The sequence below is a fragment of the Streptomyces sp. NPDC030143 genome (genome assembly GCF_055573695.1).
On the sequence record NZ_JBVIAY010000009.1, the window covers coordinates 76,291 to 103,142 of the forward strand.

The 26,852-nt window shown below is 73.5% G+C and carries 28 protein-coding genes and 1 pseudogene; 11 read left to right on the forward strand and 18 right to left on the reverse strand.

Going from position 1 to position 26,852, the window contains the following annotated elements:
* The first annotated feature begins 88 nt into the window (after window positions 1–88).
* On the forward strand, window positions 89–742 hold the full coding sequence (locus ACZ4YY_RS17690) for an ATP-dependent Clp protease proteolytic subunit (protein ID WP_468290396.1): 654 nt from the start codon (window positions 89–91) through the stop codon (window positions 740–742).
* 1 nt (window position 743) lies between these two features.
* On the forward strand, window positions 744–1,346 hold the full coding sequence (locus ACZ4YY_RS17695; protein ID WP_468290399.1) for a ClpP family protease: 603 nt from the start codon (window positions 744–746) through the stop codon (window positions 1,344–1,346).
* Window positions 1,347–1,522: 176 nt separating this feature from the next.
* Here ACZ4YY_RS17695 and ACZ4YY_RS17700 read toward each other — a convergent pair whose 3' ends face one another.
* On the reverse strand, window positions 1,523–1,933 hold the full coding sequence (locus ACZ4YY_RS17700) for a helix-turn-helix domain-containing protein (protein WP_468290402.1): 411 nt from the start codon (window positions 1,931–1,933) through the stop codon (window positions 1,523–1,525).
* A 165-nt stretch (window positions 1,934–2,098) separates the two neighbouring features.
* On the opposite strand from ACZ4YY_RS17700, the gene ACZ4YY_RS17705 reads away from it, so the two are divergent.
* The gene (locus ACZ4YY_RS17705; protein ID WP_468290404.1) at window positions 2,099–2,878 is read left to right on the forward strand and encodes a class I SAM-dependent methyltransferase; all 780 of its coding nucleotides are present in this window, start codon (window positions 2,099–2,101) and stop codon (window positions 2,876–2,878) included.
* Between the two features lie 129 nt (window positions 2,879–3,007).
* The gene (locus tag ACZ4YY_RS17710) at window positions 3,008–3,892 is read left to right on the forward strand and encodes an RNA polymerase sigma factor SigF (protein ID WP_468290407.1); all 885 of its coding nucleotides are present in this window, start codon (window positions 3,008–3,010) and stop codon (window positions 3,890–3,892) included.
* A gap of 36 nt (window positions 3,893–3,928) precedes the next feature.
* On the opposite strand, the gene ACZ4YY_RS17715 is transcribed toward ACZ4YY_RS17710, so the two are convergent.
* Both ACZ4YY_RS17715 and ACZ4YY_RS17720 read right to left on the reverse strand, forming a co-directional pair.
* Window positions 3,929–4,396 (reverse strand): ATP-binding protein, encoded by a 468-nt coding sequence (locus ACZ4YY_RS17715; RefSeq protein WP_468290410.1) that lies wholly within the window; start codon window positions 4,394–4,396, stop codon window positions 3,929–3,931.
* 108 nt (window positions 4,397–4,504) lie between these two features.
* Window positions 4,505–5,749: a DUF6777 domain-containing protein gene (locus tag ACZ4YY_RS17720; protein WP_468290413.1), complete on the reverse strand. Its 1,245-nt coding sequence runs from the start codon at window positions 5,747–5,749 to the stop codon at window positions 4,505–4,507.
* 213 nt (window positions 5,750–5,962) lie between these two features.
* Here ACZ4YY_RS17720 and ACZ4YY_RS17725 point away from each other — a divergent pair, with 213 nt between their 5' ends.
* Window positions 5,963–7,198 carry a streptophobe family protein gene (locus ACZ4YY_RS17725; RefSeq protein ID WP_468290925.1) on the forward strand — a complete coding sequence of 412 codons (1,236 nt, stop codon included), beginning with the start codon at window positions 5,963–5,965 and terminating at the stop codon, window positions 7,196–7,198.
* Between the two features lie 140 nt (window positions 7,199–7,338).
* On the opposite strand, the gene ACZ4YY_RS17730 is transcribed toward ACZ4YY_RS17725, so the two are convergent.
* The 4 genes from ACZ4YY_RS17730 to ACZ4YY_RS17745 form a co-directional block, all read right to left on the reverse strand.
* Entirely contained in the window at window positions 7,339–8,340 is a 1,002-nt protein-coding gene (locus ACZ4YY_RS17730; protein ID WP_468290415.1) for a serine/threonine-protein kinase, read from the reverse strand.
* Complete coding sequence (locus tag ACZ4YY_RS17735; protein WP_468290418.1) at window positions 8,340–8,885, reverse strand: hypothetical protein; 546 nt, start codon at window positions 8,883–8,885, stop codon at window positions 8,340–8,342. Before ACZ4YY_RS17735 ends, ACZ4YY_RS17730 begins: the two co-directional genes overlap by 1 nt.
* Window positions 8,886–8,893: 8 nt before the next feature.
* Window positions 8,894–11,254 carry an FHA domain-containing protein gene (locus ACZ4YY_RS17740; protein ID WP_468290421.1) on the reverse strand — a complete coding sequence of 787 codons (2,361 nt, stop codon included), beginning with the start codon at window positions 11,252–11,254 and terminating at the stop codon, window positions 8,894–8,896.
* A 72-nt stretch (window positions 11,255–11,326) separates the two neighbouring features.
* The gene (locus ACZ4YY_RS17745) at window positions 11,327–11,737 is read right to left on the reverse strand and encodes a hypothetical protein (RefSeq protein ID WP_468290424.1); all 411 of its coding nucleotides are present in this window, start codon (window positions 11,735–11,737) and stop codon (window positions 11,327–11,329) included.
* A gap of 291 nt (window positions 11,738–12,028) precedes the next feature.
* On the opposite strand from ACZ4YY_RS17745, the gene ACZ4YY_RS17750 reads away from it, so the two are divergent.
* Complete coding sequence (locus ACZ4YY_RS17750; RefSeq protein WP_468290427.1) at window positions 12,029–12,169, forward strand: hypothetical protein; 141 nt, start codon at window positions 12,029–12,031, stop codon at window positions 12,167–12,169.
* Between the two features lie 111 nt (window positions 12,170–12,280).
* Here the strand turns inward: ACZ4YY_RS17750 and mgrA are convergent, their stop codons facing one another.
* Complete coding sequence (mgrA, locus tag ACZ4YY_RS17755) at window positions 12,281–13,273, reverse strand: L-glyceraldehyde 3-phosphate reductase (protein ID WP_468290429.1); 993 nt, start codon at window positions 13,271–13,273, stop codon at window positions 12,281–12,283.
* Between the two features lie 125 nt (window positions 13,274–13,398).
* Between mgrA and ACZ4YY_RS17760 the strand changes: the two genes are divergently transcribed.
* Together ACZ4YY_RS17760 and ACZ4YY_RS17765 are read left to right on the forward strand one after the other, a co-directional pair.
* Window positions 13,399–14,280 carry a LysR family transcriptional regulator gene (locus ACZ4YY_RS17760; protein ID WP_468290432.1) on the forward strand — a complete coding sequence of 294 codons (882 nt, stop codon included), beginning with the start codon at window positions 13,399–13,401 and terminating at the stop codon, window positions 14,278–14,280.
* A gap of 25 nt (window positions 14,281–14,305) precedes the next feature.
* On the forward strand, window positions 14,306–14,821 hold the full coding sequence (locus ACZ4YY_RS17765) for a mycothiol transferase (protein ID WP_468290435.1): 516 nt from the start codon (window positions 14,306–14,308) through the stop codon (window positions 14,819–14,821).
* On the opposite strand, the gene ACZ4YY_RS17770 is transcribed toward ACZ4YY_RS17765, so the two are convergent.
* Window positions 14,803–15,873 carry an adenosine deaminase gene (locus ACZ4YY_RS17770; protein ID WP_468290438.1) on the reverse strand — a complete coding sequence of 357 codons (1,071 nt, stop codon included), beginning with the start codon at window positions 15,871–15,873 and terminating at the stop codon, window positions 14,803–14,805. The genes ACZ4YY_RS17765 and ACZ4YY_RS17770 overlap by 19 nt on opposite strands.
* 38 nt (window positions 15,874–15,911) lie before the next feature.
* Window positions 15,912–16,307: a VOC family protein gene (locus tag ACZ4YY_RS17775; RefSeq protein ID WP_468290441.1), complete on the reverse strand. Its 396-nt coding sequence runs from the start codon at window positions 16,305–16,307 to the stop codon at window positions 15,912–15,914.
* A 303-nt stretch (window positions 16,308–16,610) separates the two neighbouring features.
* On the opposite strand from ACZ4YY_RS17775, the gene ACZ4YY_RS17780 reads away from it, so the two are divergent.
* Window positions 16,611–17,069 (forward strand): pyridoxamine 5'-phosphate oxidase family protein, encoded by a 459-nt coding sequence (locus ACZ4YY_RS17780; RefSeq protein WP_468290443.1) that lies wholly within the window; start codon window positions 16,611–16,613, stop codon window positions 17,067–17,069.
* 36 nt (window positions 17,070–17,105) lie between these two features.
* Here ACZ4YY_RS17780 and ACZ4YY_RS17785 read toward each other — a convergent pair whose 3' ends face one another.
* Entirely contained in the window at window positions 17,106–18,038 is a 933-nt protein-coding gene (locus ACZ4YY_RS17785; protein ID WP_468290446.1) for an aldo/keto reductase, read from the reverse strand.
* A gap of 402 nt (window positions 18,039–18,440) precedes the next feature.
* Window positions 18,441–19,796 (reverse strand): aldehyde dehydrogenase family protein, encoded by a 1,356-nt coding sequence (locus ACZ4YY_RS17790; protein WP_468290448.1) that lies wholly within the window; start codon window positions 19,794–19,796, stop codon window positions 18,441–18,443.
* Between the two features lie 225 nt (window positions 19,797–20,021).
* Here ACZ4YY_RS17790 and ACZ4YY_RS17795 point away from each other — a divergent pair, with 225 nt between their 5' ends.
* Entirely contained in the window at window positions 20,022–21,050 is a 1,029-nt protein-coding gene (locus ACZ4YY_RS17795; protein ID WP_468290450.1) for an acyl-CoA dehydrogenase family protein, read from the forward strand.
* On the opposite strand, the gene ACZ4YY_RS17800 is transcribed toward ACZ4YY_RS17795, so the two are convergent.
* The 6 genes and pseudogenes from ACZ4YY_RS17800 to ACZ4YY_RS17825 form a co-directional block, all read right to left on the reverse strand.
* A complete protein-coding gene (locus tag ACZ4YY_RS17800; RefSeq protein ID WP_468290452.1) occupies window positions 21,031–22,107 on the reverse strand; it encodes a hypothetical protein in 1,077 nt (358 codons plus the stop codon). The genes ACZ4YY_RS17795 and ACZ4YY_RS17800 overlap by 20 nt on opposite strands.
* Before the next feature lie 154 nt (window positions 22,108–22,261).
* Window positions 22,262–22,702, reverse strand: a complete 441-nt coding sequence (locus tag ACZ4YY_RS17805; protein WP_468290455.1) for a peptidoglycan-binding protein — start codon at window positions 22,700–22,702, stop codon at window positions 22,262–22,264.
* A 732-nt stretch (window positions 22,703–23,434) separates the two neighbouring features.
* Complete coding sequence (ssuE, locus tag ACZ4YY_RS17810; RefSeq protein WP_468290457.1) at window positions 23,435–23,989, reverse strand: NADPH-dependent FMN reductase; 555 nt, start codon at window positions 23,987–23,989, stop codon at window positions 23,435–23,437.
* Between the two features lie 234 nt (window positions 23,990–24,223).
* The gene (locus tag ACZ4YY_RS17815; protein WP_468290928.1) at window positions 24,224–24,307 is read right to left on the reverse strand and encodes a putative leader peptide; all 84 of its coding nucleotides are present in this window, start codon (window positions 24,305–24,307) and stop codon (window positions 24,224–24,226) included.
* A gap of 240 nt (window positions 24,308–24,547) precedes the next feature.
* Window positions 24,548–24,715, reverse strand: coding sequence for a hypothetical protein (locus ACZ4YY_RS17820; protein ID WP_468290459.1), 168 nt, complete (start codon window positions 24,713–24,715; stop codon window positions 24,548–24,550).
* A 128-nt stretch (window positions 24,716–24,843) separates the two neighbouring features.
* Window positions 24,844–25,168 (reverse strand): annotated as a pseudogene (locus ACZ4YY_RS17825) (hypothetical protein); the annotation flags it as partial.
* A 117-nt stretch (window positions 25,169–25,285) separates the two neighbouring features.
* On the opposite strand from ACZ4YY_RS17825, the gene ACZ4YY_RS17830 reads away from it, so the two are divergent.
* Entirely contained in the window at window positions 25,286–26,812 is a 1,527-nt protein-coding gene (locus ACZ4YY_RS17830; protein WP_468290462.1) for an SDR family oxidoreductase, read from the forward strand.
* Window positions 26,813–26,852: the final 40 nt, after the last annotated feature.

A 26,852-nucleotide genomic window follows, 5' to 3' on the forward strand; every position in this document is an offset into this window, starting at 1 on the left:
AGGGCAGGGAAACCCGCCGAGCGGCAGCGTCCGGGCCGAGGGTGGGGACAGCGCGATCGCGCCCCCACCGTCTCGACAAGGAGCGTCCATGTCCCCGTTCGCCGCCGGCCTCGTGTCGGCCCCGCCGCCCCGGGCCGAGGAGGGCGACACCCCTCCCTCCCGGTTCGACGACCACCTCGCCGCCCAGCTGTTGAACCAGCGGATCGTGCTGCTCGGCACCCAGGTCGACGAGGTGTCCGCCAACCGGGTCTGCGCCCAGTTGCTGATCCTGTCGGCGGAGGACCCGCGCACCGACATCAGCCTCTGCATCAACAGCCCGGGCGGGTCGGTCCACGCGGGCCTCGCCATCTACGACGTCATGCGGCTCGTGCCGAACGACGTGTCCACGCTCGCCCTGGGTTTCGCGGCCAGCATGGGCCAGTTCCTGCTGAGCGTCGGCGCGCCCGGGAAGCGGTACGCGCTGCCGAACGCGCGGATCATGATGCACCAGCCGTCGGCCGGGATCGGCGGCACCACGGCCGACATCGAGATCCAGGCGGAGAACCTGGAGTTCACCAAGCGGACCATCGAGCGGATCACCGCCGAGCACACCGGCCAGAGCCCGGAGACCATCTCCCGCGACGGCGACCGGGACCGCTGGTTCACGGCCGAGGAGGCCCGGGAGTACGGCATGGTGGACCAGGTCGTCCGGTCACTGGCCGACATCCGCCCCGCCGCCTCGAAGCGACGGATGGGGCTGTGACATGGGGACGTACACGATTCCGAACGTGGTCGAGCGGACCCCGCAGGGCGAGCGGTCCTACGACGTGTACAGCCGGTTGCTGGCCGAGCGGATCGTCTTCCTCGGCACCGAGATCGACGACGGCGTCGCCAACGTGGCCATCGCCCAGCTCCTGCACCTGGAGTCGGCGGCCCCGGAGAGCGAGATCGCGATCTACATCAACTCCCCCGGCGGCTCGTTCACCTCGCTGATGGCGATCTACGACACGATGACGTTCGTGCAGGCGCCCGTCGCGACGTTCTGCGTGGGACAGGCGGCGTCGACAGCGGCCGTACTGCTGGCCGGCGGGGACCCCGGGCGGCGGTTCGCGCTGGAACACGCCCGGGTGCTGCTCGGGCAGCCGGCCAGCGGCGGCCGCCAGGGCACGGTCTCCGACCTGGCGTTGCAGGCCAGGGAGATGGTGCGCATCCGCGCCCAGGTGGAGGAGGTGCTCGCCCGGCACACCGGTCACGACCCGGCGACGCTGCGCGCCGACATGGATCGCGACAAGGTGTTCACCGCCCAGGAGGCGGTGGCCTACGGTCTGGCCGACGAGGTGCTGAGCCGGCGTCCCGTGCGGGGCTGAGAGCTCCGAACACAAGGGAAGGCCGATCAGCTCGCGGCGTCCGGTGCGTCCGATCGCAAGGCGCCGGAACAGCGGAGCCACCAGGGGCGTTCGGCAACGCGGCGAGCGTGCCTGCCGGGCGTCGCGAGCCGGGCGCCCCGTGTGTTCGGAGCTCTTACCCCGGCCCGCGCCGTTCCTCAGGCGGCCAGGCAGAGCCCGTCGTACGACGAGGTGGTCGTGGCACGGCTCCTGCCGGGAGGCCGGCCGGCGAGCCGGACGAGTTCACCGTGGGCCCGGGCCAGCAGGTCGCCGAGGCCCAGCCCGAGGGCGTGGGCGGCGGCCGCCAGAACCTCCGAGGAGGCCTCCTTACGGCCGCGTTCCACCTCGGACAGATACGGCATGGAGATGCGGGCGGCCTCGGCGACCTCCTTCAACGTCCGTTCCTGCGCCTGGCGTTCGCGGCGCAGGACGTCCCCGACGAGGTCGCGCCAGAGCGGCTCCCTGTCCCTGGGGGCGGGCGGCCGTTCGGCGGGGCGGGCGGGTCCGGGCCGCTCGCCGGAGGGACGCAGCGGGATCACGCGGGCGTGGTTCAGCGCTTGGTTGCTCACCCTCCCAGCCTAGGAGGACGTGCCGTCACGGGAAGGGCGCGGCGTTCCGCCCTCAGGGAAATCCCGACCGGAACCCGAACCGGGGGAAGCCGGTCGGCCTCGACGACGCGAGGGGAGAGACTCGGGTCCGGAACGGCCACGGACGAGGCGGGAGTTGAGGCCTGGATGCTGCGGGACACCTTCGACGGAGTCGCGGAACGGTACGACCGGGCCCGCCCCTGCTATCCGGCGCCGCTCGCGGAGCGGCTGACCGCGCTCGCCGGACTCGGGCCGGACCGCCGGGTGCTCGAGATCGGGCCGGGTACCGGTCAGTTGACGCGCCCGCTGGCCGGCACGGGGTGTCGGCTCATCGCGGTCGAACTGGGGACGTCACTGGCGGCCGTGGCCCGACGCCACCTCGCCGCGTTCCCCCGCGTGGAGGTCGTCGTCGCCGACTTCGACCGCTGGCCGCTGCCCGCCGAGCCGTTCGACGTCGTCGCCTGCGCCACCGCCTGGCACTGGCTCGACCCCGCGCTGCGCGTGGCGAAGGCCGCGGACGCGCTGCGCCCGGGCGGTCTGCTGGCGCTCGTGACCACGCACCACGTGGCGGGCGGCACGGCGGACTTCTTCGCCGACGTGCAGGAGTGCTACGAACGCTGGGATCCGTCGACCCCGCCCGGCCTGCGGGCCCGCGGCGAGGAGGAGACGGCCACCGACATCCGGGAGCTGACCGCCGGGGCACGCTTCAAGGACGTCGACGTGCACCGCTGCTCCCAGGAGATCACCTACACCACGGACGCGTACATCGAGGTGCTCCTGACGTACTCGGGGCACCTGGCGCTCGACGAGCCCGCCCGGCGGGGGCTGCTCACGTGCGTCCGCTCGCTCCTCGACACGCGGTACGGCGGACGCGTCACCAAGCGCTACTTCCACGAGCTGATCACCGCCCGGCGCACGGCCGGGTGACTCTTCCGACTTTCATGTGCATGCCTCGGCGAAGTCGGGGTAGTCGGGCGGAGAGCGGACTCTCGCGCGTTCGGTCCGCTCACGGAACGAGACCGCAGGACGTCGAACCGTGACTTCGTGGGAGAGGGAATGCACACCGCCGTGATCGGGTCGCAGGCACAGGTCGTCGAGGACACCGCCGGGACCGGCACGGGCGGCGGGCTGCCGGGCGTCCCGGACCCGCGGAGCGTGGCCCCCCGCGACGCCCGGGAACTGTCCCGTCAGTTCTTCCAGCGCCTGACGGAGCTGGAGGAGGGCACGCACGCGTACCAGTACGCGCGCAACACCCTCATCGAGATGAACATGTCCCTCGTGCGGTTCGCGGCCGGCCGGTTCCGGGGCCGCGGCGACGACATGGAGGACATCGTCCAGACCGGCATGATCGGCCTGATCAAGGCCATCGACCGGTTCGAGGTCTCGCGCGAGGTCGAGTTCACCTCCTTCGCGCTGCCCTACATCGTCGGTGAGATCAAGCGCTTCTTCCGGGACACGACGTGGGCGGTGCACGTGCCGCGCCGGCTCCAGGAGCTGCGCGTGGAGCTGGCCAAGGCCCGCGACGAGCTCGCCAGCCGCCTGGACAGGGAACCGACGGTGGCCGAGCTGGCCACGCTGATGAACCTGTCGGAGGCCGAGGTGATCGAGGCGCAGATCGCCTCCAACGGCTACAACTCCTCCTCGCTCGACGCCGCGCTCACCGGTGACGGTCCGGAGAACGGCGAGGCGGTCCTGGCCGACTTCATCGGGGTGGAGGAGGACGGGCTGCGACTCGTCGAGGACTTCCAGTCGCTCGCCCCGCTCATGGCCGAACTCAGTGACCGCGACCGGCAGATCCTCCACCTGCGGTTCGTTGAGGAGGCCACGCAGGCGGAGATCGGCGAGCGGCTCGGCTGCTCCCAGATGCACGTCTCCCGCCTCATCAAGCGGATCATCGCCCGGCTGCGGCGGGGCATGCTGGGCGAGCTCGGCTGCGCCTGACACGGGCGGCGTCGGGGGCGGCGACGCCCCCGGGGCTCACTGCGCGGAGCGCTGTTCGCCGAGCCCGAGGACGGCGCGGACGCGCTTGCCGACGGGCACGCGCTCGGCGGTGACCTCCACGGCGAGTGCGTGCACGATCTCCAGCCCGTGCCGGCCGATGCGCTCGGGGTCCTTCGGGAACCGCAGGGGCAGCGCGTCGCTGCTGTCGTAGACGGAGACGGCGACCGAGGCGTCGGTGCCCTCCAGCTCCAGGATGTACGGGCCGTTGCTGTGCCGGTCGGCGTTGGTGACCAGCTCGCTGACGACGAGCATCACCGCGCCGCTGACGCGCTCGTCGACGGCCGCGCACCATTCCGTCCTGAGCTGCTCGACGAAGTGCGCGGCGAAGGCGCGTGCCTCGGCGATCGAACCCGATTCGCCGGTGTAGTGCGCCGCTCGCCTCAGGGGTTCCACGGGTACATCGAAACCAGTCGGTATCACTGCCCCGTCCAGGTGCTCGATCATGCGTTTCTCTCTAGGAGGCCGGACTGGCCGGACGCTGCTGCACCAGTGCTCGTACCCCGTGCCGCGCCGAGCAGTCCCCCGCCTTCGCCGCCCCGGCCATGGGGTGGCTCACACGGCGGGTGAGCCGCTCGGGGCCGGCGGGGTGTCGGAGGGTTCCTCCGGCGGGGACGGCGGGGACGGCGGAGGCGAGGGGGCGGGACTCTCGGGCTGGTCGCCGGTGCCGGGCGACGACGGCTGTTCGGGGCTGGGGGGCGGCGGGGACGGGCTGGACGTCGGCGGACAGGGGACGGGCGCACCGCCCACGTCGCGCGGGGACACGCACGCGGTGCCGGAGCTCGGAGGGGCCTCGGGGCTCGACCGCGAGGTCGGCGGGGTGACGCTCGCGGACGGCGTGGGCTCGGCCGTCGGCGGCTCGGTGGGACGGTCCTTCCCGCCGGTGTCACCGCGGGGGCGGGCGAACCAGCCGCCGTGGTCGGGGTCGAACAGCACGAAGACCTTCACCACGGTCCTCGACGGCGTGACCACGACGACGTTCTCGGGCCGGTACGACGGCCAGGAGTCGCCGGTGAGCCTCGGCGTGGTCGGCAGGGCGACCGGCGGGGTCAGCGGGTTGCCGCAGGCGCAGCGCACCCGGGGTTCGCCGCGCGCGTCGACCAGCACGGCCGTGCCGGACTGCAGGACGGCCTGGTACGGGACGGCGGCGCCGTCGCGGTAGCCGTGGTTGGTGACCCGGGTGTCCAGGCGCAGTTGGACGGGCGTCAGGGAGCGCAGGTAGCCGGGGACCTGGCCGGGTTCGATGTCGACGACGGAGGCGAACGCCCGGTTCTTCGCGGGCTCCGCTCCCAGGTAGTCGATCTGTTTCTCCACGTCGCAGGCGGCGACGTTGCGGGTGCCTCCGTACAGTCCGGCGGTACCGCCGTCGACGCCCCGCAGGGTGTTCGCGTTCGCGGGGGTGGAGGCGGTGGCCGAGGCGGCGGGGGCGGGCGGGGCGGAGCTGTCGGTGGCGGTGGACTCGGTGAACGGGTCCGGGCCGGGCTTGCCCGCGGCCTGGAGGAAGACCTCGCCGCCGCCGGCGGAGCCGCCACCGTCGCCGCCGCCGTTGCGGGTCAGAACCACCACGAGGGCCACCACGACCAGGAGGGCGGTGGTGAGCAGTGCGATGCGCGGGGCGGACCGCCACCAGGGGCGGTCCGGCCCGGGCGGGCCGTCCGGCGGCGTGCCCCCCGACGAACCGCCGGGCGGAACGCCGCCGGGTGGCTGGGAGGGCGGTCCCGAGGGTGGCTGGGAGGGGCCGGACAAGGGGCCGGAGGGCGGTCCCGTGGGGCGGCCGGAGGGCGGCGGTTCGACGCTCACGAGCACTCCCGACATGGAATCTGTTCAGCCCTGCGCTTCTTCGTGCTTCACACCGGTTCAGCACTTTCTCTCGCTTTGCCCGCGACATCCCCATTGTGTGCCGGGGGCGGGCGCCGCCCGCAAGCGCACGCGGACGGACGTCCCGGCGGGCGCGCGGCCCCGGTGGTGCTTAGCGTGGGCAGGGTGAGCTGGCACTCCCCCTCCGGTCGGGCGATGGCCCGTCACGGCTGGGCGCAGGCGCTCGCCACGGCACTGGCCGCACTGGTCGCCATGGGTGTCGTGGCCGCGCTGGGCCTGTGGGCGGCCGGGGCCGCGGACCTGCCCGACGGCGCGTTCCCCCGGGTGGTGGCGGCGACGGTGGTCACGGCCGTCGGCGGCACCGTCGAGCTGTCGGGCGACGCCGGCGGCCTGGCCGACACCCGTGGGGGACTGACCGTGATCCCCCTGTCGGTCACGCTCGTCGGCGCCCTGGTGACCGGCGCCGGCTTCCTGCGGCCGCTGCGGCACCGGGCGGTCGCCGGGGCGGCGGAGCTGGCGGGCTGGGCGGGCCGGATCGCCCTGCTCTGGCTGCTCGCCCTGCTCGGCCTGGCCCTCGCCGCGCGGCAGACCTTCGCCGTACCCCTCGGCGACGACGCGCTGAGCGACCTCGGTGACCTGTTCGGGGTGCGCCCTCAGGTCGGCTTCACCACGGACGTGCCGGCGACGCTCGCATGGGGATCGCTGTGGCTGGCCGGCGTGCTGGTGCTGGCGCTGCTGGTCTCGCGCGGGGCGCCGTTGCCGGGGCGTCTGCTGCGCTTCCAGGAGTCGGTGCGGCCTGCCGCGTTCGCGATGGTGGCGCTGCTGCTCGCGTGCGTCGTGGTGGGTGTCGTGACCGCCCTCGTGGTCGCCGCCACGCGCGGGCACGCCGTGGAGACCCTCGCGGTGGTGCTGCTGGGGCTGCCCAACCTGGTGTGGCTGGCGTTCACGATCGGCCTCGGCGCCGGTTGGGAGGGGCGGGTGGAGGGGCCGTTCGGGCTGCCGATGCCGCACGTGCTGGACGAGGTGCTGCGCGGTTCGGACACCGCCACGCTGAATCTGGGCACCCTCGCCGAACACGACGGACGTGTGTGGTGGCTGGTCGCCGTGGACGCCGTCCTGCTGCTCGCGGCGGCCTTCGTGATGGCGGCCCGTTCACCGGCGCGGACACCCGCCTGGCGGCACGCGGTGCGCATGGCGGTCGCCCTCGTCCTCGCCGTGCTGATGATCTGCCTGGTCGGCAGGGTCTCCGCGCGGTACGGGCTGTCGTTGCTGGGCATCGGCGACCTGGGCGGCCTCGGCCTGTCGGGAGAGCTGTTCCTGCGGCCCGTGCTGGGGACGGCACTGGGCTTCGCGGCGCTGTGGGGCCTGGTCACCGGCTTCCTGGGCGGGCTGCTGGCCCGCGGGACGAGGGGGCGGGGCCGGGCGCCCTAGGGGGTGTTTCGAAAGTCCTGTGCGGTGCCCGCGGTGTCCGGTGCGTGCTCTCGGCGTGCCGGGCGCCGTGGGTGCTGTGCGGGACTTTCAAAACACCCCCAGGTCTGGGACAGGGCACCGCCGCCGGGGGCTGGTCGGGTTCAGCCGTGCCGGCCCTCTGGGCGGCGCCGGAAGACCGGTGCCGCCCAGTCCGGTGGCGGTGTCGGGCGTCCCGCACCGGCGCCCGCGGTGTCGACCTCCGTCGGCGCGTGAGCCGGCCGCGGTCCGCCCCGGCCCGCCGCCCTGAGGTCGGCGACGAACGCCAGACAGGTGGGGTGGCGGGACTCCGGACTCTTGGCCAGGGCCCGCGCGAAGACCTCGTCGACGCGGGCGGGCAGGTCGGGGCGGGCCTCGGTGAGCGGCGACGGTTCGTCGTACTGGTGGGCCCACAGCAGGGCCATGTCGTCGTCGCGGCGGAACGGCGGGCGGCCGGCGAGGGTCTCGTGGACGACGCAGGCGAGACCGTAAACGTCGCAGCGGCCGTCGACGGGGCGGCCGGAGATCTGCTCGGGGGCGACGTAGTCGAGGGTGCCGACGAACTGGCCGACCGTGGTGAACCCGGTGAGGGACAGCGACTTCTTCGTCAGACCGAAGTCGGTGAGGTAGACGTGCTCGGGGTGGTCGCTGTCGGTGCCGCGGGCGACGAGGACGTTGCCGGGTTTGACGTCCCGGTGGACCAGGCCGTGGTCGTGGGCGGCGTCGAGCGCGGAGGCGACCTGCCCGGCGATGCGGACGGCCGTGGTGAGGGGCAGCGGGCCGCGGCTGTCGAGGAGGTGGCGCAGGTCGCTGCCGGGGACGTACCGCATGGCGATGTACAGGACGCCGTCGGTCTCGCCGGCCTCGAAGATCGGCACGATGTGGGGGTGGTCGATCGCGGCGGCCACCCGGGACTCGTGGGTGAAGCGGCGGCGGAAGGTGTCGTTGCGGGCGAGTTCCGGGGCGAGCAGTTTCAGCGCGACCGTGCGCTCCAGGCGCAGGTCGCGCGCGCGGTAGACGACGGCCATGCCGCCGCGTCCGATCTCGTGCTCGATGCGGTAGCCCGCGATCTGCCGGCCGACCGGTTCGGAGGGGCGGCCGGAGAAGAGGCCGGTGTCCCGTGCCATCAGGGCTCACCGTCGGGGGTGACGACCTGGGTGGGGGCGTGGTCCTTCCGCTCGGCCGTGTCGGGCGGCTCGTCGGCCGCGTAGGTGCTCAGGCGGGTGCCGTCGCCGTACGCCCAGCGGTTGCGCGCGGGGTCGTACAGCCACATCGACTCGCCGTCGACGACGACGCCGATGCGCAGGCCCCGGGTGCGCCGACGGAAGGTCTCGCCGTCGAGGCCGCCGGCGGCGAGGTCCTCGACGGCGGCCCGGTAGCGGGCGAGGGCCTCCTCGGCGCGGCCGAGCAGGGGGCGCGGGTCGGAGGCGGTGGCGAGGGAGCCGTCCGCGACGGGCGGGTCTTGGGGCACGGCGACGAGACAGCGGCCGTCCACCCATGCCGACCAGCCGTTGGAGCACAGCACGTGCCCCCAGTCGCCGCGCCGCTCGACGAGCTGGACGGGCAGCAGCGGGTCGAGGGGGACCGTGGGCCGGGCGGCGTCGGGGGCCTCCCAGGCGGGCATGCCCTGTTGGGGGACCACGTGTGTGGGCCGGAAACCGGGGGTCGTCATCACACGCCCTACTTCCGCATCACGGCGGGTTCGTGCCGGCGCAGCAGCCGGGAGACGACGAACCAGAAGAGCGCCGAGAGCACCACCAGCATCCCCACGTCCAGCAGCCACACGCCCGCCGTGTGCGCGAACAGGGGATCGCCGGTCAGGTCGCCGGGGACGATCCGCGCCAGGTCGAGGGTGCCGGCCATCGCGCCGAGCGCCCACCGGGAGGGCACCAGCCAGGCCAGCTGCTCCAGTCCGGGCACCCCGTCGAGCGACAGCAGCGCACCGCAGAAGACCACCTGGACGATGGCGAGCAGCACCAGCAGCGGCATCGTCACCTCCTCCTTGCGCACGAGCGCGGACACGAGGAGACCGAGCATCATCGCCGTGAAGGCCAGCAGGGCGACGGCGACGGTGATCTCCACCAGCGGCGGCAGCAGCACGCCGTCCCCGCCGGGTGCGCCGAGGTCGACGCCGAGCAGGGCGACCAGGGTCAGCACGACCGCCTGCACCACGGTCACCGTGCCGAGGACCACCACCTTCGACGTCAGGTACGCGGATCTGGACAGGCCGACGGCCCGCTCCCGCTGGTAGATCACGCGTTCCTTGACGAGTTCGCGCACGGCGTTGGCGGCGCCGGTGAGGACGCCGCCGACGCACAGGATGAGCAGCGCGTTCATCGCGGTGTCCCGAGTCAGCGCGCTGCCGGCGAGGGCACGGGCCATGGCACCCATCACGAACGGCAGGGCGATCATGATGGCCAGGAAGGTGCGGTCGGCGGCGAGCGCGGCGGTGTAGCGGCGGACGAGGGTGCCCAGCTGGGCGGCGCGGCTGCGGGGCCGGGGCGGCGGCGGCACGGCCACCGGCTCCCGGCGGTCCAGCGGCGGCTGGGCGCTGGAGTTGACGACGTACTGGCGGTGGAAGGGCGAATCGGCGTACTCCCCGGCCCAGTCGCGGTCCTGGTCGCGTTCGAACGCCTCGAAGGCCTCGGGCCAGTGCTCGAAGCCGAAGAAGGCGAGGGCGTCGCCGGGCGGGCCGTAGTAGGCGATCCGGCCGCCGGGGGCGAGGACGAGGAGGCGGTCGCAGACGTCGAGGCTGAGGACGCTGTGGGTGACGACGACGACCGTGCGTCCGTCGTCGGCGAGGCCGCGCAGCATGTGCATCACCGAGCGGTCCATGCCCGGGTCCAGGCCGGAGGTCGGTTCGTCCAGGAAGAGCAGGGAGGGCTTGGTCAGCAGCTCCAGGGCCACGCTGACGCGTTTGCGCTGGCCGCCGGAGAGGCTGTGCACGGGCTGGTCGGCGCGCTGCTGGAGACCGAGCTCGCGTATGACCTCGTCGACGCGCGCGCGGCGCTCGGCCCTGGCGGTGTCCTGCGGGAAGCGCAGCTCCGCGGCGTAGGCGAGGGCGCTGCGCACGGTGAGCTGGGCGTGCAGGATGTCGTCCTGCGGGACCAGGCCGATGCGCTGGCGCAGCTCGGCGTAGTCGCGGTAGAGGTCGCGGCCGTCGTAGACGACGGTGCCGCGGTCGGCGGGGCGCTGTCCGGTGAGGGCGTTCAGCAGGGTGGACTTGCCGGCGCCGCTCGGTCCGACGACGGCGAGCAGGCACTTCTCCCCCACCGGGAACGACACGTCGTCGAGCAGGACCTTGCGGCCGCGGTCGACGGCGACGGTGAGGCCCTGGACGTCGAGGGAGACCTCGCCGGTGTCGACGTACTCCTGGAGTTCGTCGCCGACCAGGGAGAACGCGGAGTGGCCGATGCCGACGATGTCGCCGGGGCCGATCGGGGCGACGGTGACGGGGAGGCCGTTGAGGTAGGTGCCGTTGTGGCTGCCGAGGTCGGCGATCTCGTAGCTGCCGTCGGGCAGGGCGCGCAGCTCGGCGTGGCGGCGGGAGACGACCAGGTCGTCGAGGACGAGGTCGTTGTCGGCGGCGCGGCCGATGCGCACGGTCCGGGCGGGCAGCGGGCGCACGCTGGTGGGCCGGCGGAACGTTCCCGTCACGCCGGGGTTGGACACCTGGGAGGGGCGGTTCGCGAGCGCGGGGGGACGGTCGGGGAGCGGCGGCGGGCGGACGGCGAGGACGGCGCAGGGCCCGTCGTGCGGACTGCCGAAGCGGATGACGGTGCCGGGGCCGACACCCCGCTCCCGAATGCGGTGGCCGTCGGCGTAGGTGCCGTTGGTGCTCCGCTCGTCCTCGAGGATCCAGTGGTCGCCGTCGGGGCGCAGCACCGCGTGGTGCCACGAGACGCGGGCGTCGTCGAGGACGATGTCGCTGAGCGGGTCCCGGCCGACGTGGTAGGCGTGGCTCGGGGTCATCACCGTGGAGCCCGTCTCGGTCTCCAGCACGAGTTCGGGCGCAGTCGAGACGACAGGCCGCTCCGCCATGACCGAATTCTATCGATTCCCTCCCTTGTGTGCCGTGCGTGCGACGAGCGCGGGGACCAGGGGCGGGGCGGGTCAGCCGACGGGGAGGACGAGCGCCGGGATGGTCCGCTGCATGCGCAGGGCGTCGACGGACTCGGCGAGCAGTTCGTACTCGGTGGTCTCGTCGCTGGCGGCGATCCGCACCAGACGACCCCCGGCCAGTTCGTCCGCGACGAGCTCCTGCCGCTCCACGTCGGCACACCAGGCGCGCAGCAGAGCGGGCACGTCCGGCACGGTGTCGGCGACCGGCACCAGGGCGCCGGGCGGGAAGCGGGTGCCGTCGGGCTGCGGGTCGAGCCGCTCGGCGATCCAGGAGGCGCGGTCGCGCAGCCACCACAGGGCGAGGGCGAGCGTCGGTGCCCGGTAGGTGCCGAGCGGTACACCGATGCGTCGGCCGTCACAGACGCCGTACGCGGTGACATGGCACAGGAATTCGTCGTGCACGCGCTTCTCCCCCGTCGCTCGCTGCCGGTGCGGCCTCGCTTTCGTGCGGCTCCTGAGGGGCGAACTGTCCCCTGTCGTTCGAGTATGTTGACTACTGAAACACTGTCACCACGACTTTTTGGCCAGTCTCCTGGCATATTCCGTGCCGTTCTTGGCCGAAAGTCAACGGGTGTGCCCGCGCCCGGAATGTCCCCGCCCGACAGGCTGGAACCGGCGTCGGCGAGGGCGCTGCACGAATCGCGGCGGCCCATCCAGGCAAGACCCGGGAGACCGCCGCGAAGAGGGACCGTCATGACCGTCGGTGACGACGCGGAAGCGGAACGCACGGCCGCCGGCGCGGGCAAGGTCGACGACCGACCGTCCACCGACCGCCGACCGGCCGTCGTCAGGCCATTGGCAGGCCGTTGTCATGTCGTCGGCCGGTCGGCGTGAGGCCGTCGCCGTGAGACCGTCACCGGGCCGTCGTCATGTCGCCGACCGGTCGGCGTGAGGCCGTCGCCGTGAGACCGTCACCGGGCCGTCGTCAGGTCGTCGGCCGACCGTTCAGGCCTTGATCACCGCGTCGATGCGGGCCAGCTCGTCCGCGTCGAAGTCGAGGTTGTCCAGGGCGCCCACGCTGTCCTCGATCTGGCGGGCGCTGCTCGCGCCGACCAGGGCGGAGGTCACCCGGCCGCCGCGCAGCACCCAGGCGAGGGCGAGCTGGGCCAGCGACTGGCCGCGGGCCCGGGCGATCTCGTCGAGGGCGCGCAGCTTGGCGACCAGCTCCCCGGTGAGACGGTCGGAGTTCAGGAAGGGGCTGTCGCTCGCGGCGCGGGAGTCCTCCGGGATGCCGTCGAGGTAACGCGAGGTGAGCACGCCCTGCTCCAGCGGGGAGAAGACGATGGAGCCGACCTGGAGCTCGTCCAGCGCGTCGAGCAGGCCCCCGCTCTCGGGGCGGCGGTCGAGCATCGAGTAGCGCGGCTGGTGGATGAGGAGCGGGGTCCCCAGCTCGCCGAGGATGCGGGCGGCCTCACGGGTCTGGTCCGCCGAGTAGTTGGAGACGCCGACGTACAGTGCCTTGCCCTGCTGCACCGCGCTGTGCAGGGCGCCCATCGTCTCCTCCAGGGGCGTCTCCGGGTCGGGACGGTGCGAGTAGAAGATGTCGACGTGGTCCAGGCCCATCCGCTTCAGGCTCTGGTCCAGGGAGGACAGCACGTACTTCCGCGAACCCCACTCGCCGTACGGACCGGGCCACATCAGGTAGCCGGCCTTGGTGGAGATGACCAGCTCGTCGCGGTAGGCCGCGAAGTCGGACTTGAGGAAGCCGCCCAGCGCCGACTCGGCCGCACCGGGCGGCGGGCCGTAGTTGTTGGCCAGGTCGAAGTGGGTGATGCCGAGGTCGAAGGCGCGGCGCAGGATGGCCCGCTGGGTCTCGACCGGGCGGTCCGGGCCGAAGTTGTGCCACAGCCCGAGCGAGAGCGCGGGGAGTTTCAGGCCGCTGCGTCCGGTGCGCCGGTAGGGCATGGCCGAGTAGCGGTCGGGGTGTGCGGTGTACAACGCGACTCCATGGGGGGTTGGCACGGACGATCGGTTCACGGGAACCGCTGTCCACTCTGGCCCGACCTGCGAGTAGAGGTCCAACAGAAGAATCCGATGGAATTCAGCGGATACGCTTCTCAATCATGGAACTGCGCCACCTCCAGCACTTCGTCGCGGTCGCCGAGGACCAGCACTTCACCCGGGCCGCGGAACGCCTGATGGTGTCCCAGTCGGGTCTGTCGGCCTCGATCCGGGCCCTGGAGCGGGAACTGCGGGCGCCGCTGTTCGTCCGGACCACCCGCCGGGTGACGCTCACCGAGGCGGGGCGCGCGCTGCTGGCGGAGGCGGAGCGGATCCTGGCGCAGGTGCGGGCGGCGCACGAGGCGGTGGCGGCCGTGCAGGGCGTGGTGCGGGGCACCCTCGCGGTGGGCACCGAGCAGTGCATCGCGGGCGTGCACGTGGCGGGGCTGCTCACCGCCTTCCGCCGCCGCCATCCGGACGTGGAGATCCGGCTGCGCCAGTCCGGCTCCGCCGCGCTCGCCGGGGAGGTGGCGGCCGGACGGCTGGACCTGGCGTTCGCCTACCGCACCCAGGCCGACGACGACCAGCTGCGCTCGGCGCCGCTGGCAGGGGAGCCGATGTACGTGCTGTGCCATCCCGACCACCGGCTCGCCACGGCGGCGGCCGTGACCCCGGCCGACATCGCCGACGAGGTGTTCGTCGACTTCCACCCGGACTGGGGTCCGCGTCCGGCCACCGACGCGGCCTTCGCGGCGGCGGGCGTCCGCCGGACCGTGGCCCTGGAGGTCAACGACGTGCACAGCCTGCTCGACCTGGTGGACGAGAACCTCGGCGTCGCCGTCGTGCCCCGGCATTTCCGGCACAAGCGGGAGGCGCTCACCGCGCTGCCCCTCAAGGGCACGGGCGAGGTGGTGTACGAGACGGTCGCCCTGCTGCCGCCCGTGCGGGCGACCAGTCCGGCGGCCAGGGCCCTCATGACGCTGCTGCGATCGGGGGGCGACTGAGCGGCGGGTGCGCGATGGTGGACGTATGCATGCCAAGGACATCCTCATCGACGGCTACAGCCGTATCCGGGAAGAGGTCCACGCCGCGGTCGAAGGCCTGGACGTGGACGACCTGAACGCCCGGCCGACCGCCGAGACCAACTCGATCGCCTGGCTGGTCTGGCATCTCACCCGCGTCCAGGACGACCATGTGGCTGACGCCTTCGGGCTCGAGCAGGTCTGGCTGTCCCAGGACTGGGCGAAACGGTTCGACCTGGGCCTGTCGCGCCACGACACCGGGTACGGGCACAGCGCCGCGCAGGTCGCGAAGGTGCGGGTCGCCGAGGGCGCCCTGCTGACCGGCTACCACGACGCCGTCCACGACCGGACGCTGACGGCGCTGCGCCAGGTGACGGCGGCGGACCTGGAGCGCGTCGTGGACGAGCGCTGGGATCCGCCGGTCACTCTGGGCGTACGGCTGGTCAGCGTCCTGTCCGACGATCTGCAGCACGTCGGACAGGCCGCCTATGTGCGCGGGCTGCTTCAGAGCGCGGCCGCGTAACCCGGCAGGACGACGTCCTCGATGAGGGCGTTGCGCTCGTCGAACGGGATGAAGGCGCTCTTGAGGGCGTTCACGGTGACGGTGCGCAGATCCTCGACGCCCCAGCCCGCCTCCTCCACCAGCAGCGACATCTCGCGGGTCATCGTGGTGCCGGAGACCAGGCGGTTGTCGGTGTTGAGGGTGACCCGGAAGCCGAGGTCCTTCAGCGCGGTGATGGGGTGCTCGGCGATGGAGCCTGCGGCACCCGTCTGGAGGTTGGAGGTGGGGCACATCTCCAGGGCGACGCGGCGGTCGCGGACCCAGCCCGCGAGACGGCCGAGCTTGCCGTCGACGATGTCGTCGGTGATGCGCACGCCGTGGCCGATGCGCTGGGCGCCGCACACCTGGAGGGCCTGGTGGATGCTGGGCAGGCCGTGGGCCTCGCCGGCGTGGATGGTGAACGGCACGTTCTCGCGGCGCAGGTGCTCGAAGGCGTCCAGGTGGTCGGCGGGCGGGAAGCCGTCCTCGGCTCCGGCGATGTCGAAGCCGACGACGCCCGCGTCGCGGAAGGCCACCGCGAGGTCGGCGGTGGCGCGGGTGCGGTCGAACATGCGCATGCCGCACAGCAGGGTGCCGACACGGACGGGCGTACCGGCCGCGGCCGCCTTCGCCATGCCGGCCGCGAGGCCCTCCTGGACCGTCTCGACGACCTCGGACAGGGCCAGTCCGCCGCTGATCATCAGCTCGGGGGCATAGCGGACCTCGCCGTAGACGACGCCGTCCGCGGCCAGGTCGAGGACGTACTCCTCGGCGGTGCGCAGCAGGCCCTCTCGGGTCTGCATCACGGCGAGGGTGTGCTCGAAGGTGGCTATGTAGCGGACCAGGTCGCCGGAGTCGGCGGCCTCGACGTACCAGGCGGCGAGCTCGTCCGGGTCGGTGGTCGGCAGGGCGTGCCCGACCGCCTCCGCCAGCTCGACGACGGTGGCGGGGCGCAGGCCGCCGTCGAGGTGGTCGTGCAGGACGGCCTTGGGGAGGCGGCGGAGGGTGTCGGTGTCGATGCGGGGCGCGCTCATGTGGTGGTTCGTTCCTCGGCAGGGGGTGGATCGGTGGTTCAGGCGGTGGCGGGCTGGAGCAGGTCCCAGTGGTTGCCGTAGCGGTCCTGGAAGACGGCGACCGAGCCGTAGGGCTCGCGGCGGGGTTCCTCCAGGAAGGTCACGCCGGCGGCGAGCATCCGGGCGTGGTCGCGGGCGAAGTCGTCGGTGTGCAGGAAGAAGCCGACGCGGCCGCCGGTCTGGTCGCCGATCCTGGCCCGCTGGGCGTCGTCCTTCGCGCGGGCGAGGAGCAGTGCGGTGCCGGCGTCCCCGCCGCCCGGCCGCACGACGACCCAGCGGGAGCCGTCGGGCCGCGGCTCGTCCGCGACGAGGCGGAAGCCGAGGGCTTCGGTGTAGAAGCGGATCGCCTCGTCGTAGTCGTCGACGACGAGGGTGACCAGGGCGATGTGTGCCATCGGGGCCTTTCGAAGCGTTCGATTGACGGGTGAGGTTATACGTAAAACTCCCGGGGCGCCAGTCCGGGCCGACGGCTTGCGCAGGGGCTGAGAGCTCCGATCGGCTCGCGGCGGCTGGTGCGTGCGACCGCAAGGCGCCGGAAGCCCCTCGTGGCGGAGCTGCCGGGGACTCTCGGCAACGCGGCGAGCGTGCGTGCCCGCCGTCGCGAGCCGGACTCCCTCCGAGACCTAGGACCGGCGTCGGTGCGTCCACCGGTCCGCAGACCGAGGCGCGGGCCTGGTCGTCCGGTTAGCGTTCCGGACATGGAGATCACGAGGCGGCCCCGCACCGGAGCCGAGCGCAGGCGCGACGTCGCGGACCGTCTGGAGCGCGAGACGGACGTATGGGTGGCCACGGCGGACGCCGACGGCCTGCCGTGTCTGGTCGCGCTGTGGTTCGTCTGGCACGACGAGGCCCTGTGGCTCTCCACCCGTCTCACCAACCCCACCGGCCGCAATCTCCGCGACGGCGGCCGCACGCGCCTGGCGTTCGGGGACACGCGGGACGTGGTGCTCCTCGACGGGGACGTGGACACGTTCACGGCGACCGAGGTCCCCACCGCCGCGGCGGAGGCGTTCCGCGCGAAGACCGGCTGGGACCCGCGCACGGACGCCGCGTCCTACGCGTTCTTCCGGGTGCGGCCGCGGGCCGTGCAGGCATGGTGCGAGGAGCGGGAACTGCCGCGTCGGCACCTCATGGCGGACGGGGTGTGGACCTCGTAGGCCTGCGGTCCGGGCGCGGGGCGGGGGTCGGTCCGGTCAGTCCGTCGGCCCCGGCGGGGCGGGGAGCGCCGCCTTGCGGTGCGCCTCGTCCAGCCGGCGCAGTTCCTCGGGGGTGAGGCGCAGGGCGGCCGCGGCCACGTTCTCGGTGAGGTGGTCGGGGTTGCCGGTGCCGGGGATGGCGAGGACGTGCGGGCCGCGGGCCAGGCTCCAGGCCAGTCTGACCTGGGCGGGGCCGACGCCGTGGGCTGCGGCCACCGCGAGGACCGCCTCGTCGTGGGCGGACGTGGCGCCCTGCGGTCCGGCCTCGCCGGCGATGGCGTAGAAGGGCACGAAGGCGATGCCCAGTTCGCCGCAGAGACGCAGCAACTCCTCGGTCCCGGGCCGGTGGTCGCCGAGGCCGTAGCGGTTCTGGACGCTCACCACCGGGGCGATGGCCCGGGCCTCGGCGAGATGGCGGGGCTCGACGTCGGAGACGCCGAGGTGGCGGATCAGGCCGGCCTCCCGCAACTCGGCGAGGGCACCGAAGTGTTCGGCGATCGAGTCCTGGCGCATCCGCCGCAGGTAGACGAGGTCGAGGTGGTCGCGCCCGAGCTGCCGCAGGTTCTCCTCGACGTGACCGCGCAGCTCCTCGGGGCGGGCCGAGGCGCCCCACTCCCCCGCGTACGTGCGGAACGGTCCGACCTTCGTGGCGATCAGCAGGTCCTGCGGGTACGGCGCCAGCGTGCTGTTGATCAGTTCGTTGGCGGAGCGGAGGGAGGAGAAGTAGAAGGCGGCCGTGTCGATGTGGTTGACGCCGAGGTCGATCGCCCTGCGCAGGACGGCTGCCGCCTGCCCGCGGTCGCTCGGTGTACCGAGGTGGAAGGCGGCGCTGCCCGTCAGCCGCATCGCGCCGAGTCCGACGCGGTGGACCGTCAGGTCGCCCAGGGTCCAGGTGCCCGCGGCGTCCGCGGTGATCGTCGTCGTGGTCATCCGCGGAGTCTCGCACGCGCGGGCGGCGGAGCGGCCTGCGCCGACGGTCGACGGGAGCGGGGTGGCGTCGCACCGACGGTCGACGGGAGCGGGGCCGGGTCGCGCCGACGGCCGACGGGAGCGGGGCCGGGTCGCGCCGACGGCCGACGGGAGCGGGGCCGGGTCGCGCCGACGGTCGACGGGAGCGGGCCGGGTCGCGCCGACGGTTCACGGGAGTGCTGAGGACCTGTGCCCGACGGTCCGGCGGAACGAAGCGGGTCCGGGCCGACGGTTCGACGGGAGTGGGCCGACCGGTGCCGACCCCCTACCACGGGCCCGGAGCCGACCGGTGCCGACAGTCCCACGACCGCGGAACCGAACGGTGCCGACGGTTCGGTGAGAGCCGTCGGCGCCCGGCGCGGGTCAGTGGAGCGGCTTGTCGAGGACCGCCTTGCGGTGGCTGAAGGTCTCCAGGGAGTAGCGGCCGTGGTAGTTGCCCATGCCGCTCTCGCCCACACCGCCGAACGGCAGGTCGGAGACGGTGAGATGGGCGAGCGGCAGGCCGTGCCCCAGACCGCCGGACGAGGTCTCGGCGGCGATGCGGGCACGGGTCTCCTCGGACTCGGAGAAGACGTAGAGGGCGAGCGGCTTGTCGCGGTCCACGATGAAGGCGATGGCCTCGTCGAGGCCGTCGACGGTCACGATCGGCAGGATCGGGCCGAAGATCTCCTCCCGCATGACCGGCGATGCCGGGTCGACGTCGGCCAGGACGGTCGGCGCGAGGTACCGGTCGTCGCGGTCACCGCTCCCGCCGACCACCACGCGGCCGGAGTCGAGCAGGGCGCTGAGCCGGTCGAAGTGGCGCTCGTTGACGATCCGCCCGTACGCGCTCGAGGTCTGCGGGTCGGTGCCGTAGAGCGTCTCGACGGCGCGGGCGAGCAGGGGCTCGAGGGCCGTCGCGGTCGCGGGGTCGGTGAGGACGTAGTCAGGGGCGACGCAGGTCTGGCCCGCGTTGAGGAACTTGCCGCGGGCGAGCCGCTCGGCGACGACGTCGAGGTCGGTGTCGCGGTCGACGAACACCGGGGACTTCCCGCCGAGTTCCAGGGTCACTGGGGTCAGGTGCTCGGCGGCGGCGCGCATGACGATGCGGCCGACGGTGCCGTTGCCGGTGTAGAAGATGTGGTCGAAGCGCTCGGCCAGCAGGGCCGTGGTCTGCGGCACCCCGCCCTCGACGACCGCGACCGCGTCGGTGTCGAGGTACTCCGGCAGCAGCCTGGCCAGGGCCGCGGAGGTCGTGGGGGCCAGCTCGCTGGGCTTGACGACCACGGCGTTGCCGGCGGCGAGCGCGCCGACGAGCGGGGCGAGCAGCAGCTGGGCCGGGTAGTTCCAGGGGGCGATGACCAGGACGACGCCGAGGGGGTCGTACTGCGTCCAGGCGCGGGCGTCCGAGCCGAGGTGGGCGGGTACCGGGGCGGGCTCCGGGCGCAGCCAGGCGTCCAGGTGGTCGAGGGTGTGGTCGATCTCGCGGACGGTGAAGTCGATCTCGGTGCGGTAGGCCTCGGTGGTGCTCTTGCCGAGGTCGGCGCGGAGCGCGGCTGCGAGGTCGTCGCCGCGCTGCGTGAGCAGGTCGCGCAGGCGCCGCAGCTGGTCCGTGCGCCAGGCTGCGGGCTTGGTGCGGCCGGTACGGAAGGTGGCGCGCAGCCGGGTGACGACGTCGGCGGGCGGCTCGGTGGCGACGAGGGGGCCGGTGGACGGCTCGGGGGTGGTGGCGGTGGTCACGGTGCCTCGCTGGGGTGTGCGGGCCCTCGGGGCCCTGGGTCGTAGGGCGAGCGATCAGCTCGGTGTATATGCCAACCTTTCACGGACCAAAATACATTCCCCGGCCGAGGCCGTGTGGCGCTCAGCGGGTGCGTGCGCGCCTGCGCCTGTCCGGGTAAGCGCGCTCGGCCGGGTTCTCGGCCCCGGATCGACACCCCTCACCGGCGAGCCGCGAGAATTCCGCTCATGACCGCGCCCCACCCCCTCGTGACCCGCGCCCGCCGCCTCGCCGACGGGCTGCTCGCTCCGCACGCCGACCTCGTCGACCGCACGGAGGTGCCCGTCGGTCATCTGGCGGAGATCAGGCGGTCGGGTCTGCTCGGACTGCACGCGCCGAAGGAGTACGGCGGGGCCGCGGCACCCGCCGCGGTGGTGCGCGAGACGGCGGAGATCCTGGCCGGGGCGTGCTGCTCGACCTGGTTCGTGCAGACCCAGCACCACACCCCGGTGCTGACCCTGACGAAGAGCGAGGGCCCGGTACGTGAGCGTCTGCTGGGCCGGATGGCGAGCGGTGAGCTGCTGTCGGGGGTGGCGTACGCCCATCTGCGCGCCCACCCGCGCATCCCCGTCCGGGTCACCCGGGAGCGGGGCGGCTGGCGCTTCGACGGGACGGTGCCCTGGTACACCGGGTGGGGCCTGAACGACGTGATGCTGCTCGCCGGGGTGACCGACGGGGACGAGGCGCTGTTCGCCTTCGCCGAGGCACGGGAGCAGCCGGGCCTGCGGGCGTCGGACCCGATGCGCCTGGCGGCCCTCACCGCGGCCCGGACGGTCTCCCTGACCCTGGACGGCCTGTGGCTCCCCGAGGACGCCGTGGCCCTGCGCGCCCCGTACGCGCGGTGGGCGGCCGGGGACCGCCTCAGGACCGTGAACACCAATCCGGCCGTGTTCGGCATCACGGAGGCGGCCCTGCTGCTCCTGGACGACGTCACGGCGGCACCCCTGCGCACGCGCCTGACCGAGGTGCGCCGCCGCGCCTATGCCCTGGCCGACCACCCGGCACCGCACGAGCACGCCGCGGAACGTCTGAGCCTGAGGACGCAGGCCCACGAGCTGATGCGGGCGGCGACCACCGCGGCGGTGGTGGCGGGCGGCGGCCGGACGATGCTGCTGACGCAGCGGGCCCAACGGCTGGCGCGGGAGGCGTTGTTCCTGCTGGTGCAGGGGCAGACGCGGGAGTCGCGCGCGGCTCACCTCAGGACCCTGACCGGCTGACGTCACCGCGGTGCTCCCCGCCCTCGCCGTCCGCGGCGGGCCGGCCGTGGCTCCCCGTCGCCGCCCCTCCGCCGCCCTCCCGGACGGCGGCGCTCTCCGAGTCGATCGTCGCCTCGGTGGGTCGGCCCACCTCCGACAGCGTCATCTGCGCGCGGTCGTCGACCAGACGGGTCACCAGGTGCTGCGCGGCGCCGAAGACCGCGGCCCAGCCGAGGACCTGCGCCCGGCTGTCCAGGTCGCTGAGCCCGGGCACGAAGGCGCCCCTGATCAGCAGCACCCCCAGGAAGGCCGACAGGGCGCCGGTCGGGAACTTCAGCACCGCCGACGCCAGGGGCAGCATGTAGGGGGCGCTGGTGCCCCGGATGCGGCGCAGTGAGGCGATGACGGTGAGTGCCGCGCCGGCGAGACCGGCGATCTCGACGGTGAGGATGTCCCTGGACCGGGCGAAACGGCTGGGGACGCTGTCCGGCGGCACGTTGTGGTACTCTATGCTCGGGCACACGACGTCCAGCCGGCCGGGGTCGCCGGGGCCCGTCTTGGGCGCGAAGCACAGGCTCAGCGAACCGGGGAAGAACCAGCCGTACAGCGCGAGGCCCGTCGCGCCGATGAGGACGCAGAACGTGGCGGTCCACAGGATGTTGCGCAGGCTCCGGACCCGGGCCAGTTCCGCGTCGAGAGCGTTGTACGAGCGGTCGAGCGCCCGGACCATGAGGTCCCGGTCGCTCGGGGTCATGTCACCGTTGACGATGGGGCCGATCCGCTCGGCGAGTCTGAGGCGCAGCGGGTCGTACCTGTCCAGGTGTTGCTTGACCAGGGCCATGACCTCGCCGGCGCGGCCGACGGCCTCGGCGTCGGGCACCAGCTGGAGCAGCAGCACGTCGGCGGTGCGCAGGTTCGACCAGACGCCTTGGCGGGAGGTCGAACCCGACCACGGCCGCCGCCAACCGAACGTCTCGTCCGCCGCGCGGCGCGCCGCGTCCAGGTGGTGTCGCATGCCGTCGAGGAGGGCTCTGCGGTCGTCGGGGCAGGGCCTGACCTCCTCGCGTCCGAGCTGCACCTCGAGATAGGTGCGACGCGTGTCGGCCCGTGCCCGCCACGGCGACCGCGGCGGTCGGGGACGCAGGGCGACTGCGAGCCGCCGGCGCGCACGGTCCGCAGAGCCCTGGCCGACCGCCGGGGACGTGGCCATCACCGGTTCCCGTGAACGCCCGCTAGTGGGTCAGGTGCAGCGCGGGCACATGGAGTCTCTCCCACGACGTCCGCCCCGGGATGCCGTCCGCGTCGCGGCCCCGGAAGCCGAGCTTGTGCTGCCATTTGGCGTAGGACTTCCGGTCCGCCTCGCTCCACTGCACATCGGGTCCGTCGGCGTAGGCGGAGCAGCCTTCGTCGATGAGCCGGAAACCCATGGCCTCGATGATCGGGCTGCTCACGGTCGACTGGAAGAAGTCCTTACCCGGGAAGGGCTCGTCGTCGAAGACCGGCGACGCGCTCGGCGCAGTCACCCGTACCCGCTGATTCGGGTGAATGAGATTTGGATTCTTGATCTGGGGGTTCCACTTCTTGATCTGGGCCAGCGTCACATGGAATCTGGCCGCGATGGCGGAGAGCGTGTCGCCCTCCCTTACCACATAGAACTCCGGTGTCGCGTTCATACGTTCCATGCTAAGGACGGGTCGGAAAATATTCGACACGGGAAAATCCGTCACCCCGTAGCCAGTTGAACGTTGATATGTTTAATTCCTCACCAGTTTCCTTCAGCCTTTTCCTCGACCCTTTCCCGCAGCCGTTTCCTCAGCCGTCTCCCGTAGGTCGGGGTGCGAGTGTCACGCCGATGGCGCTGCGGGGTGCGAGAGTTGCGGGCGGACCGGGGGCCGGACGCCTCGGACCGGGTGCTCGCCGCCCGCGCGACCCGCCTGCCCGGCAGCCCGCGCCTCCGCGGCGGGGTTCGCGAGGGACGCCTCGGCCGCCGGCCCGTCGGCGGGACGGCTCCGGGCGGCGGCCACCACCGGTGGGGTCGCGCGGCAGCGCGTCCGACATCCGTCATGAACGCCGGTACGGGTAGGGCGAGTCGGCCGAACCGCTGGATCGGCCGTCATGAACGCCGGTACGGGTAGGGCGAGTCGGCCGAACCGCTGGATCGGCAGCCGGTCCTCGGCGGTCGTCTCGACGCCGCTCTCGACCCGGGGACGGCTCTTCGCGCGCCCGCACTCCGCCGCCGCGGACGAGGGCTCCCGCGGCGGCCCCCGGGTCGATGACGGTGGGCAGCAACCGGGCGACACCCCTGGGGAGTCGGCGCCCGCTCGTCGGCCGGGGCGGCCGGGGCGGCCGGGACGCCGAGGGCCTCGCCGTCGTCGGCGCTCACCTGCGCGGCAACGGCGGACGCCTCAGCTCGCCGCGGCCAGGAGCGGGGTGCGGCCCAGGGCGGTCGAGAACTGGTCGACGACCCGGGTGAGCGCTTCGGCGGCGGCCGGGGCGACCGTGAGGGAGCCGTCCTCGTGGGCGGTGATGTCCGTGTCGAGGGTGAACCAGCCCTGCACGATGTGGGCCGCGCCCATGGAGTTCAGCACAGGCCGCAGCGCGTAGTCGATGGCCAGGACATGGGCGACGGATCCGCCGGTGGCGAGCGGCAGCACCGTCTTGCCGGTGAGCGCGTACTGCGGGAGCAGGTCGAGGAGCGCCTTGAGGACTCCGGAGTACGACGCCTTGTAGACGGGCGTGGCGACGACGACGCCGTCGGCGCGTGCGAACAGCTCGGTGGCCTCGACGATCGCGGGATGGCGGAAGTCCGCGCCGATCAGGGCCTCGGCCGGAACGGTGCGCACGTCGAGCGGGAGCACCCGGTGTCCTTGGGCGACCAGCCGCTGGTCGAGGTGGCGCAGCAGGCGGCCGGTGCGGGAGGTGACGGAGGGGCTGCCGGAGACGGACAGGACGGTGGCCATGGGTTCTCTTTCGGGGAGGCGGACGCCCGCGCGGGCGAGGCGAAGCACCTCTGCCGCGGTGCCGTGCGGAAGTCGCGGGAACGGTCAGCGGGGTGCGGGGGTCGTCGCGGCCTCCGTGTGCGGGAGTCCGGAGACGACGAGCAGCGCCGCATTCGGGCGTGACGGTGAAAGGGCACGGCACACGACTGCCCGGGCGGCGAAGTGGCGGGGCCGGGGCGGCGGACCGGGAACGGTTCAGGCCGCGGTGAGACAGGAGGCGCTGGAGACACGCGCGAGGTCGACATGGCGTCGCCGCGTGAGGTCCAGTCGCATCGTCATGCCGTCGATCGTGGCAGCCGCCGATCACGGCAGTCAAGGAAAACCGGACCGGTCTCGTATCGCGGACCCTGGCATGGCACGGGAATCCTACGGGGTAAGACCCGGCGGGGGCCGCGACGAGTCCTGCGGCCGCGAACTGCCCTCCCGGTTCCGCGGGCGGCGTACGACCCGCACGAGGTGTCCGTGCGGACGGAACGGGGGCTGGACCCGGCCGGCGCCCGAGGTGCGGCCCCCGGTGTGTCAGTCCTCCTCGCCCGACGGCACCACGACGAGGAAGGCGTCCGACTTCAGGTCCATGACGACGGTCGCGGGCTGTCCCTCGGCCCGCCGCCGCGCCGCGTACTCCTCCGCCGGCCACGATCCGCGCGGAGCTCCCGCAGGAAAACGCTCCAACACCTTCGCGCCCATAGCGGCAGACACCTCCTGTCTCGACACGGACAACTTCCCTGGGATGCGGCTTCCCTGATTCGGCGCGACCATGTTCACCCGCGCGGGGACCCCTCCCACCCGGACCCCTCCGACCCGCCGCGGCGGGGTCACGGCCCGGCCGCCCCGGCCAGCAGGCCCGCTCTCGGGCGACCCGCGGGCGTGATCTCCGAGAGTTCCGAGAGTTTCCCGCTCGTCGCCGTGAGGCAGCGCAGCTCCACCGACAGCTCGTCCTCGGTGAAGCGAGCGCGGACGGCCCCGGTCGCCGCGGCCGGCGGCCGGAAGGAGGGCGGCCGACCGGGCGTCGGCGGCGTAGTACAGGTGGGCCACCCGACGGTCGGCGCCCTCCCGGACGCGGCGGATGTGTCCCGCCCGTTCCGACCGGTCCAGGCGGGCCGTGGCGGCGCCGGAGGTGATGCCGAGGTGTTCGCGCAGCCCGGTCGCCGCGCGTGATCACCCGTTCGTGCGCCGCACGCCGTCCGACGCATCCGCGACGCCCTCCCGGGTGGAAGCGATATCCGGGGGGCCGTCGACGCGAAGGACCGAGGACACATGACCACGAACGGCCCGAGCGGGCCCGCGGAACGGGCGCCGCTGTGCCTGGTGACCGGGGCCACGGGGTACATCGGCGGCCGGCTCGTGCCGGAGCTGCTGGACGCGGGATACCGGGTGCGCTGCCTGGCCCGCTCGCCGCAGCGGCTGCGCGACCATCCGTGGGCGGGCCGGGCGGAGGTGGTGCGCGGGGACGTGACGGACGCCGCGTCGGTCGCGGAGGCGATGCGCGGCGTCGACGTCGCCTACTACCTCGTGCACGCGTTGGGCAGCGGCGGCGACTTCGAGGCGACCGACCGGCGGGCCGCGCGGATCTTCGGGGAGCGGGCCCGCGCCGCCGGCCTGCGCCGCGTCGTCTACCTGGGCGGTCTCACCCCGGCGGGCGTGGCGGAGCGGGAGCTGTCGCCGCACCTGCGCTCGCGCGCGGAGGTCGGGCGCATCCTGCTCGACTGCGGCGTCCCCGCCACCGTGCTGCGGGCGGCGGTAGTGATCGGCTCCGGCTCGGCCTCGTTCGAGATGCTGCGCTACCTCACCGAGCGGCTGCCCGTCATGGTCACCCCGAGCTGGGTGCACACCCGCATCCAGCCCGTCGCCGTCCGGGACGTGCTGCGCGCCCTGGTCGGCAGCGCGGCCATGCCGGCCACCGTCAACCGGGCCTTCGACATCGGCGGTCCTGACGTCCTGACGTACCGCGACATGATGATCCGTTACGCCGCCGTCGCGGGTCTGCCGCGCAGGTTCATCTTCCCGGTGCCGGTGCTCACACCCCGCCTGTCCAGCCTGTGGGTGGGTCTGGTGACGCCCGTGCCGGCGTCGATCGCCCGGCCACTGGCCGAGTCGCTGCGGCACGAGGTGGTCTGCCGCGAGCACGACATCGCCCGGTACGTGCCCGACCCGCCCGGCCACCCGGTCGGCTTCGACGAGGCGGTCCGGCTGGCCCTGCGGCGCGTGCGCGAGGCGCGGGTCACCACCCGCTGGTCCTCGGCCTCCCTGCCCGGCGCCCCCAGCGACCCGCTGCCGACCGACCCCGGCTGGGCCGGTGGAAGCCTGTACGCCGACTGCCGCGAACTGCCGGTGGCCGCCTCGCGCGAGGCACTGTGGCGGGTGATCGAGGGCATCGGCGGCGACAACGGCTGGTACTCCTTCCCGCTCGCCTGGGCGGTGCGCGGGTGGCTGGACCGGCTGGTCGGCGGGGTGGGGCTGCGCCGGGGACGGCGGGACGCGGCCCGGTTGCGGGTCGGCGACTCGCTCGACTTCTGGCGCGTCGAGGAGATCGTGCCCGGCAGCCTGCTGCGCCTGCGGGCCGAGATGCGGCTGCCGGGCCTGGCGTGGCTGGAGATGTACGCGGAGACCGACGACGCCGGCCGCACCCGGTACCGCCAGCGCGCCCTGTTCCATCCGCACGGTCTGCTCGGGCAGGCGTACTGGTGGGGCGTCTCGCCCTTCCACGCGGCGGTGTTCGGCGGCATGGCCCGCAACATCGCCCGGGCCGCGGCGGCGTCCCCCGTGCGGACGACGGCCGGCTGAGAGCTCCGGACGAAAGGGCAGGTCGATCGCACGCACCAGG

Coding starts and splice junctions, on each gene's coding strand:
- ACZ4YY_RS17820 (WP_468290459.1), bottom strand. CDS start 24,715: ATGGGCGCGAAGGTGTTGGAGCGTTTTCCTGCGGGAGCTCCGCGCGGA.
- ACZ4YY_RS17815 (WP_468290928.1), bottom strand. CDS start 24,307: ATGACGATGCGACTGGACCTCACGCGGCGACGCCATGTCGACCTCGCG.
- ACZ4YY_RS17695 (WP_468290399.1), top strand. CDS start 744: ATGGGGACGTACACGATTCCGAACGTGGTCGAGCGGACCCCGCAGGGC.
- ssuE (WP_468290457.1), bottom strand. CDS start 23,989: ATGGCCACCGTCCTGTCCGTCTCCGGCAGCCCCTCCGTCACCTCCCGC.
- ACZ4YY_RS17785 (WP_468290446.1), bottom strand. CDS start 18,038: ATGACCACGACGACGATCACCGCGGACGCCGCGGGCACCTGGACCCTG.
- ACZ4YY_RS17805 (WP_468290455.1), bottom strand. CDS start 22,702: ATGAACGCGACACCGGAGTTCTATGTGGTAAGGGAGGGCGACACGCTC.
- ACZ4YY_RS17795 (WP_468290450.1), top strand. CDS start 20,022: ATGACCGCGCCCCACCCCCTCGTGACCCGCGCCCGCCGCCTCGCCGAC.
- ACZ4YY_RS17765 (WP_468290435.1), top strand. CDS start 14,306: ATGCATGCCAAGGACATCCTCATCGACGGCTACAGCCGTATCCGGGAA.
- ACZ4YY_RS17775 (WP_468290441.1), bottom strand. CDS start 16,307: ATGGCACACATCGCCCTGGTCACCCTCGTCGTCGACGACTACGACGAG.
- ACZ4YY_RS17710 (WP_468290407.1), top strand. CDS start 3,008: ATGCACACCGCCGTGATCGGGTCGCAGGCACAGGTCGTCGAGGACACC.
- ACZ4YY_RS17740 (WP_468290421.1), bottom strand. CDS start 11,254: ATGGCGGAGCGGCCTGTCGTCTCGACTGCGCCCGAACTCGTGCTGGAG.
- ACZ4YY_RS17690 (WP_468290396.1), top strand. CDS start 89: ATGTCCCCGTTCGCCGCCGGCCTCGTGTCGGCCCCGCCGCCCCGGGCC.
- ACZ4YY_RS17725 (WP_468290925.1), top strand. CDS start 5,963: ATGGCCCGTCACGGCTGGGCGCAGGCGCTCGCCACGGCACTGGCCGCA.
- ACZ4YY_RS17705 (WP_468290404.1), top strand. CDS start 2,099: ATGCTGCGGGACACCTTCGACGGAGTCGCGGAACGGTACGACCGGGCC.
- ACZ4YY_RS17830 (WP_468290462.1), top strand. CDS start 25,286: ATGACCACGAACGGCCCGAGCGGGCCCGCGGAACGGGCGCCGCTGTGC.
- ACZ4YY_RS17750 (WP_468290427.1), top strand. CDS start 12,029: ATGACCGTCGGTGACGACGCGGAAGCGGAACGCACGGCCGCCGGCGCG.
- ACZ4YY_RS17780 (WP_468290443.1), top strand. CDS start 16,611: ATGGAGATCACGAGGCGGCCCCGCACCGGAGCCGAGCGCAGGCGCGAC.
- ACZ4YY_RS17715 (WP_468290410.1), bottom strand. CDS start 4,396: ATGATCGAGCACCTGGACGGGGCAGTGATACCGACTGGTTTCGATGTA.
- ACZ4YY_RS17770 (WP_468290438.1), bottom strand. CDS start 15,873: ATGAGCGCGCCCCGCATCGACACCGACACCCTCCGCCGCCTCCCCAAG.
- ACZ4YY_RS17760 (WP_468290432.1), top strand. CDS start 13,399: ATGGAACTGCGCCACCTCCAGCACTTCGTCGCGGTCGCCGAGGACCAG.
- ACZ4YY_RS17730 (WP_468290415.1), bottom strand. CDS start 8,340: ATGGCACGGGACACCGGCCTCTTCTCCGGCCGCCCCTCCGAACCGGTC.
- ACZ4YY_RS17735 (WP_468290418.1), bottom strand. CDS start 8,885: ATGACGACCCCCGGTTTCCGGCCCACACACGTGGTCCCCCAACAGGGC.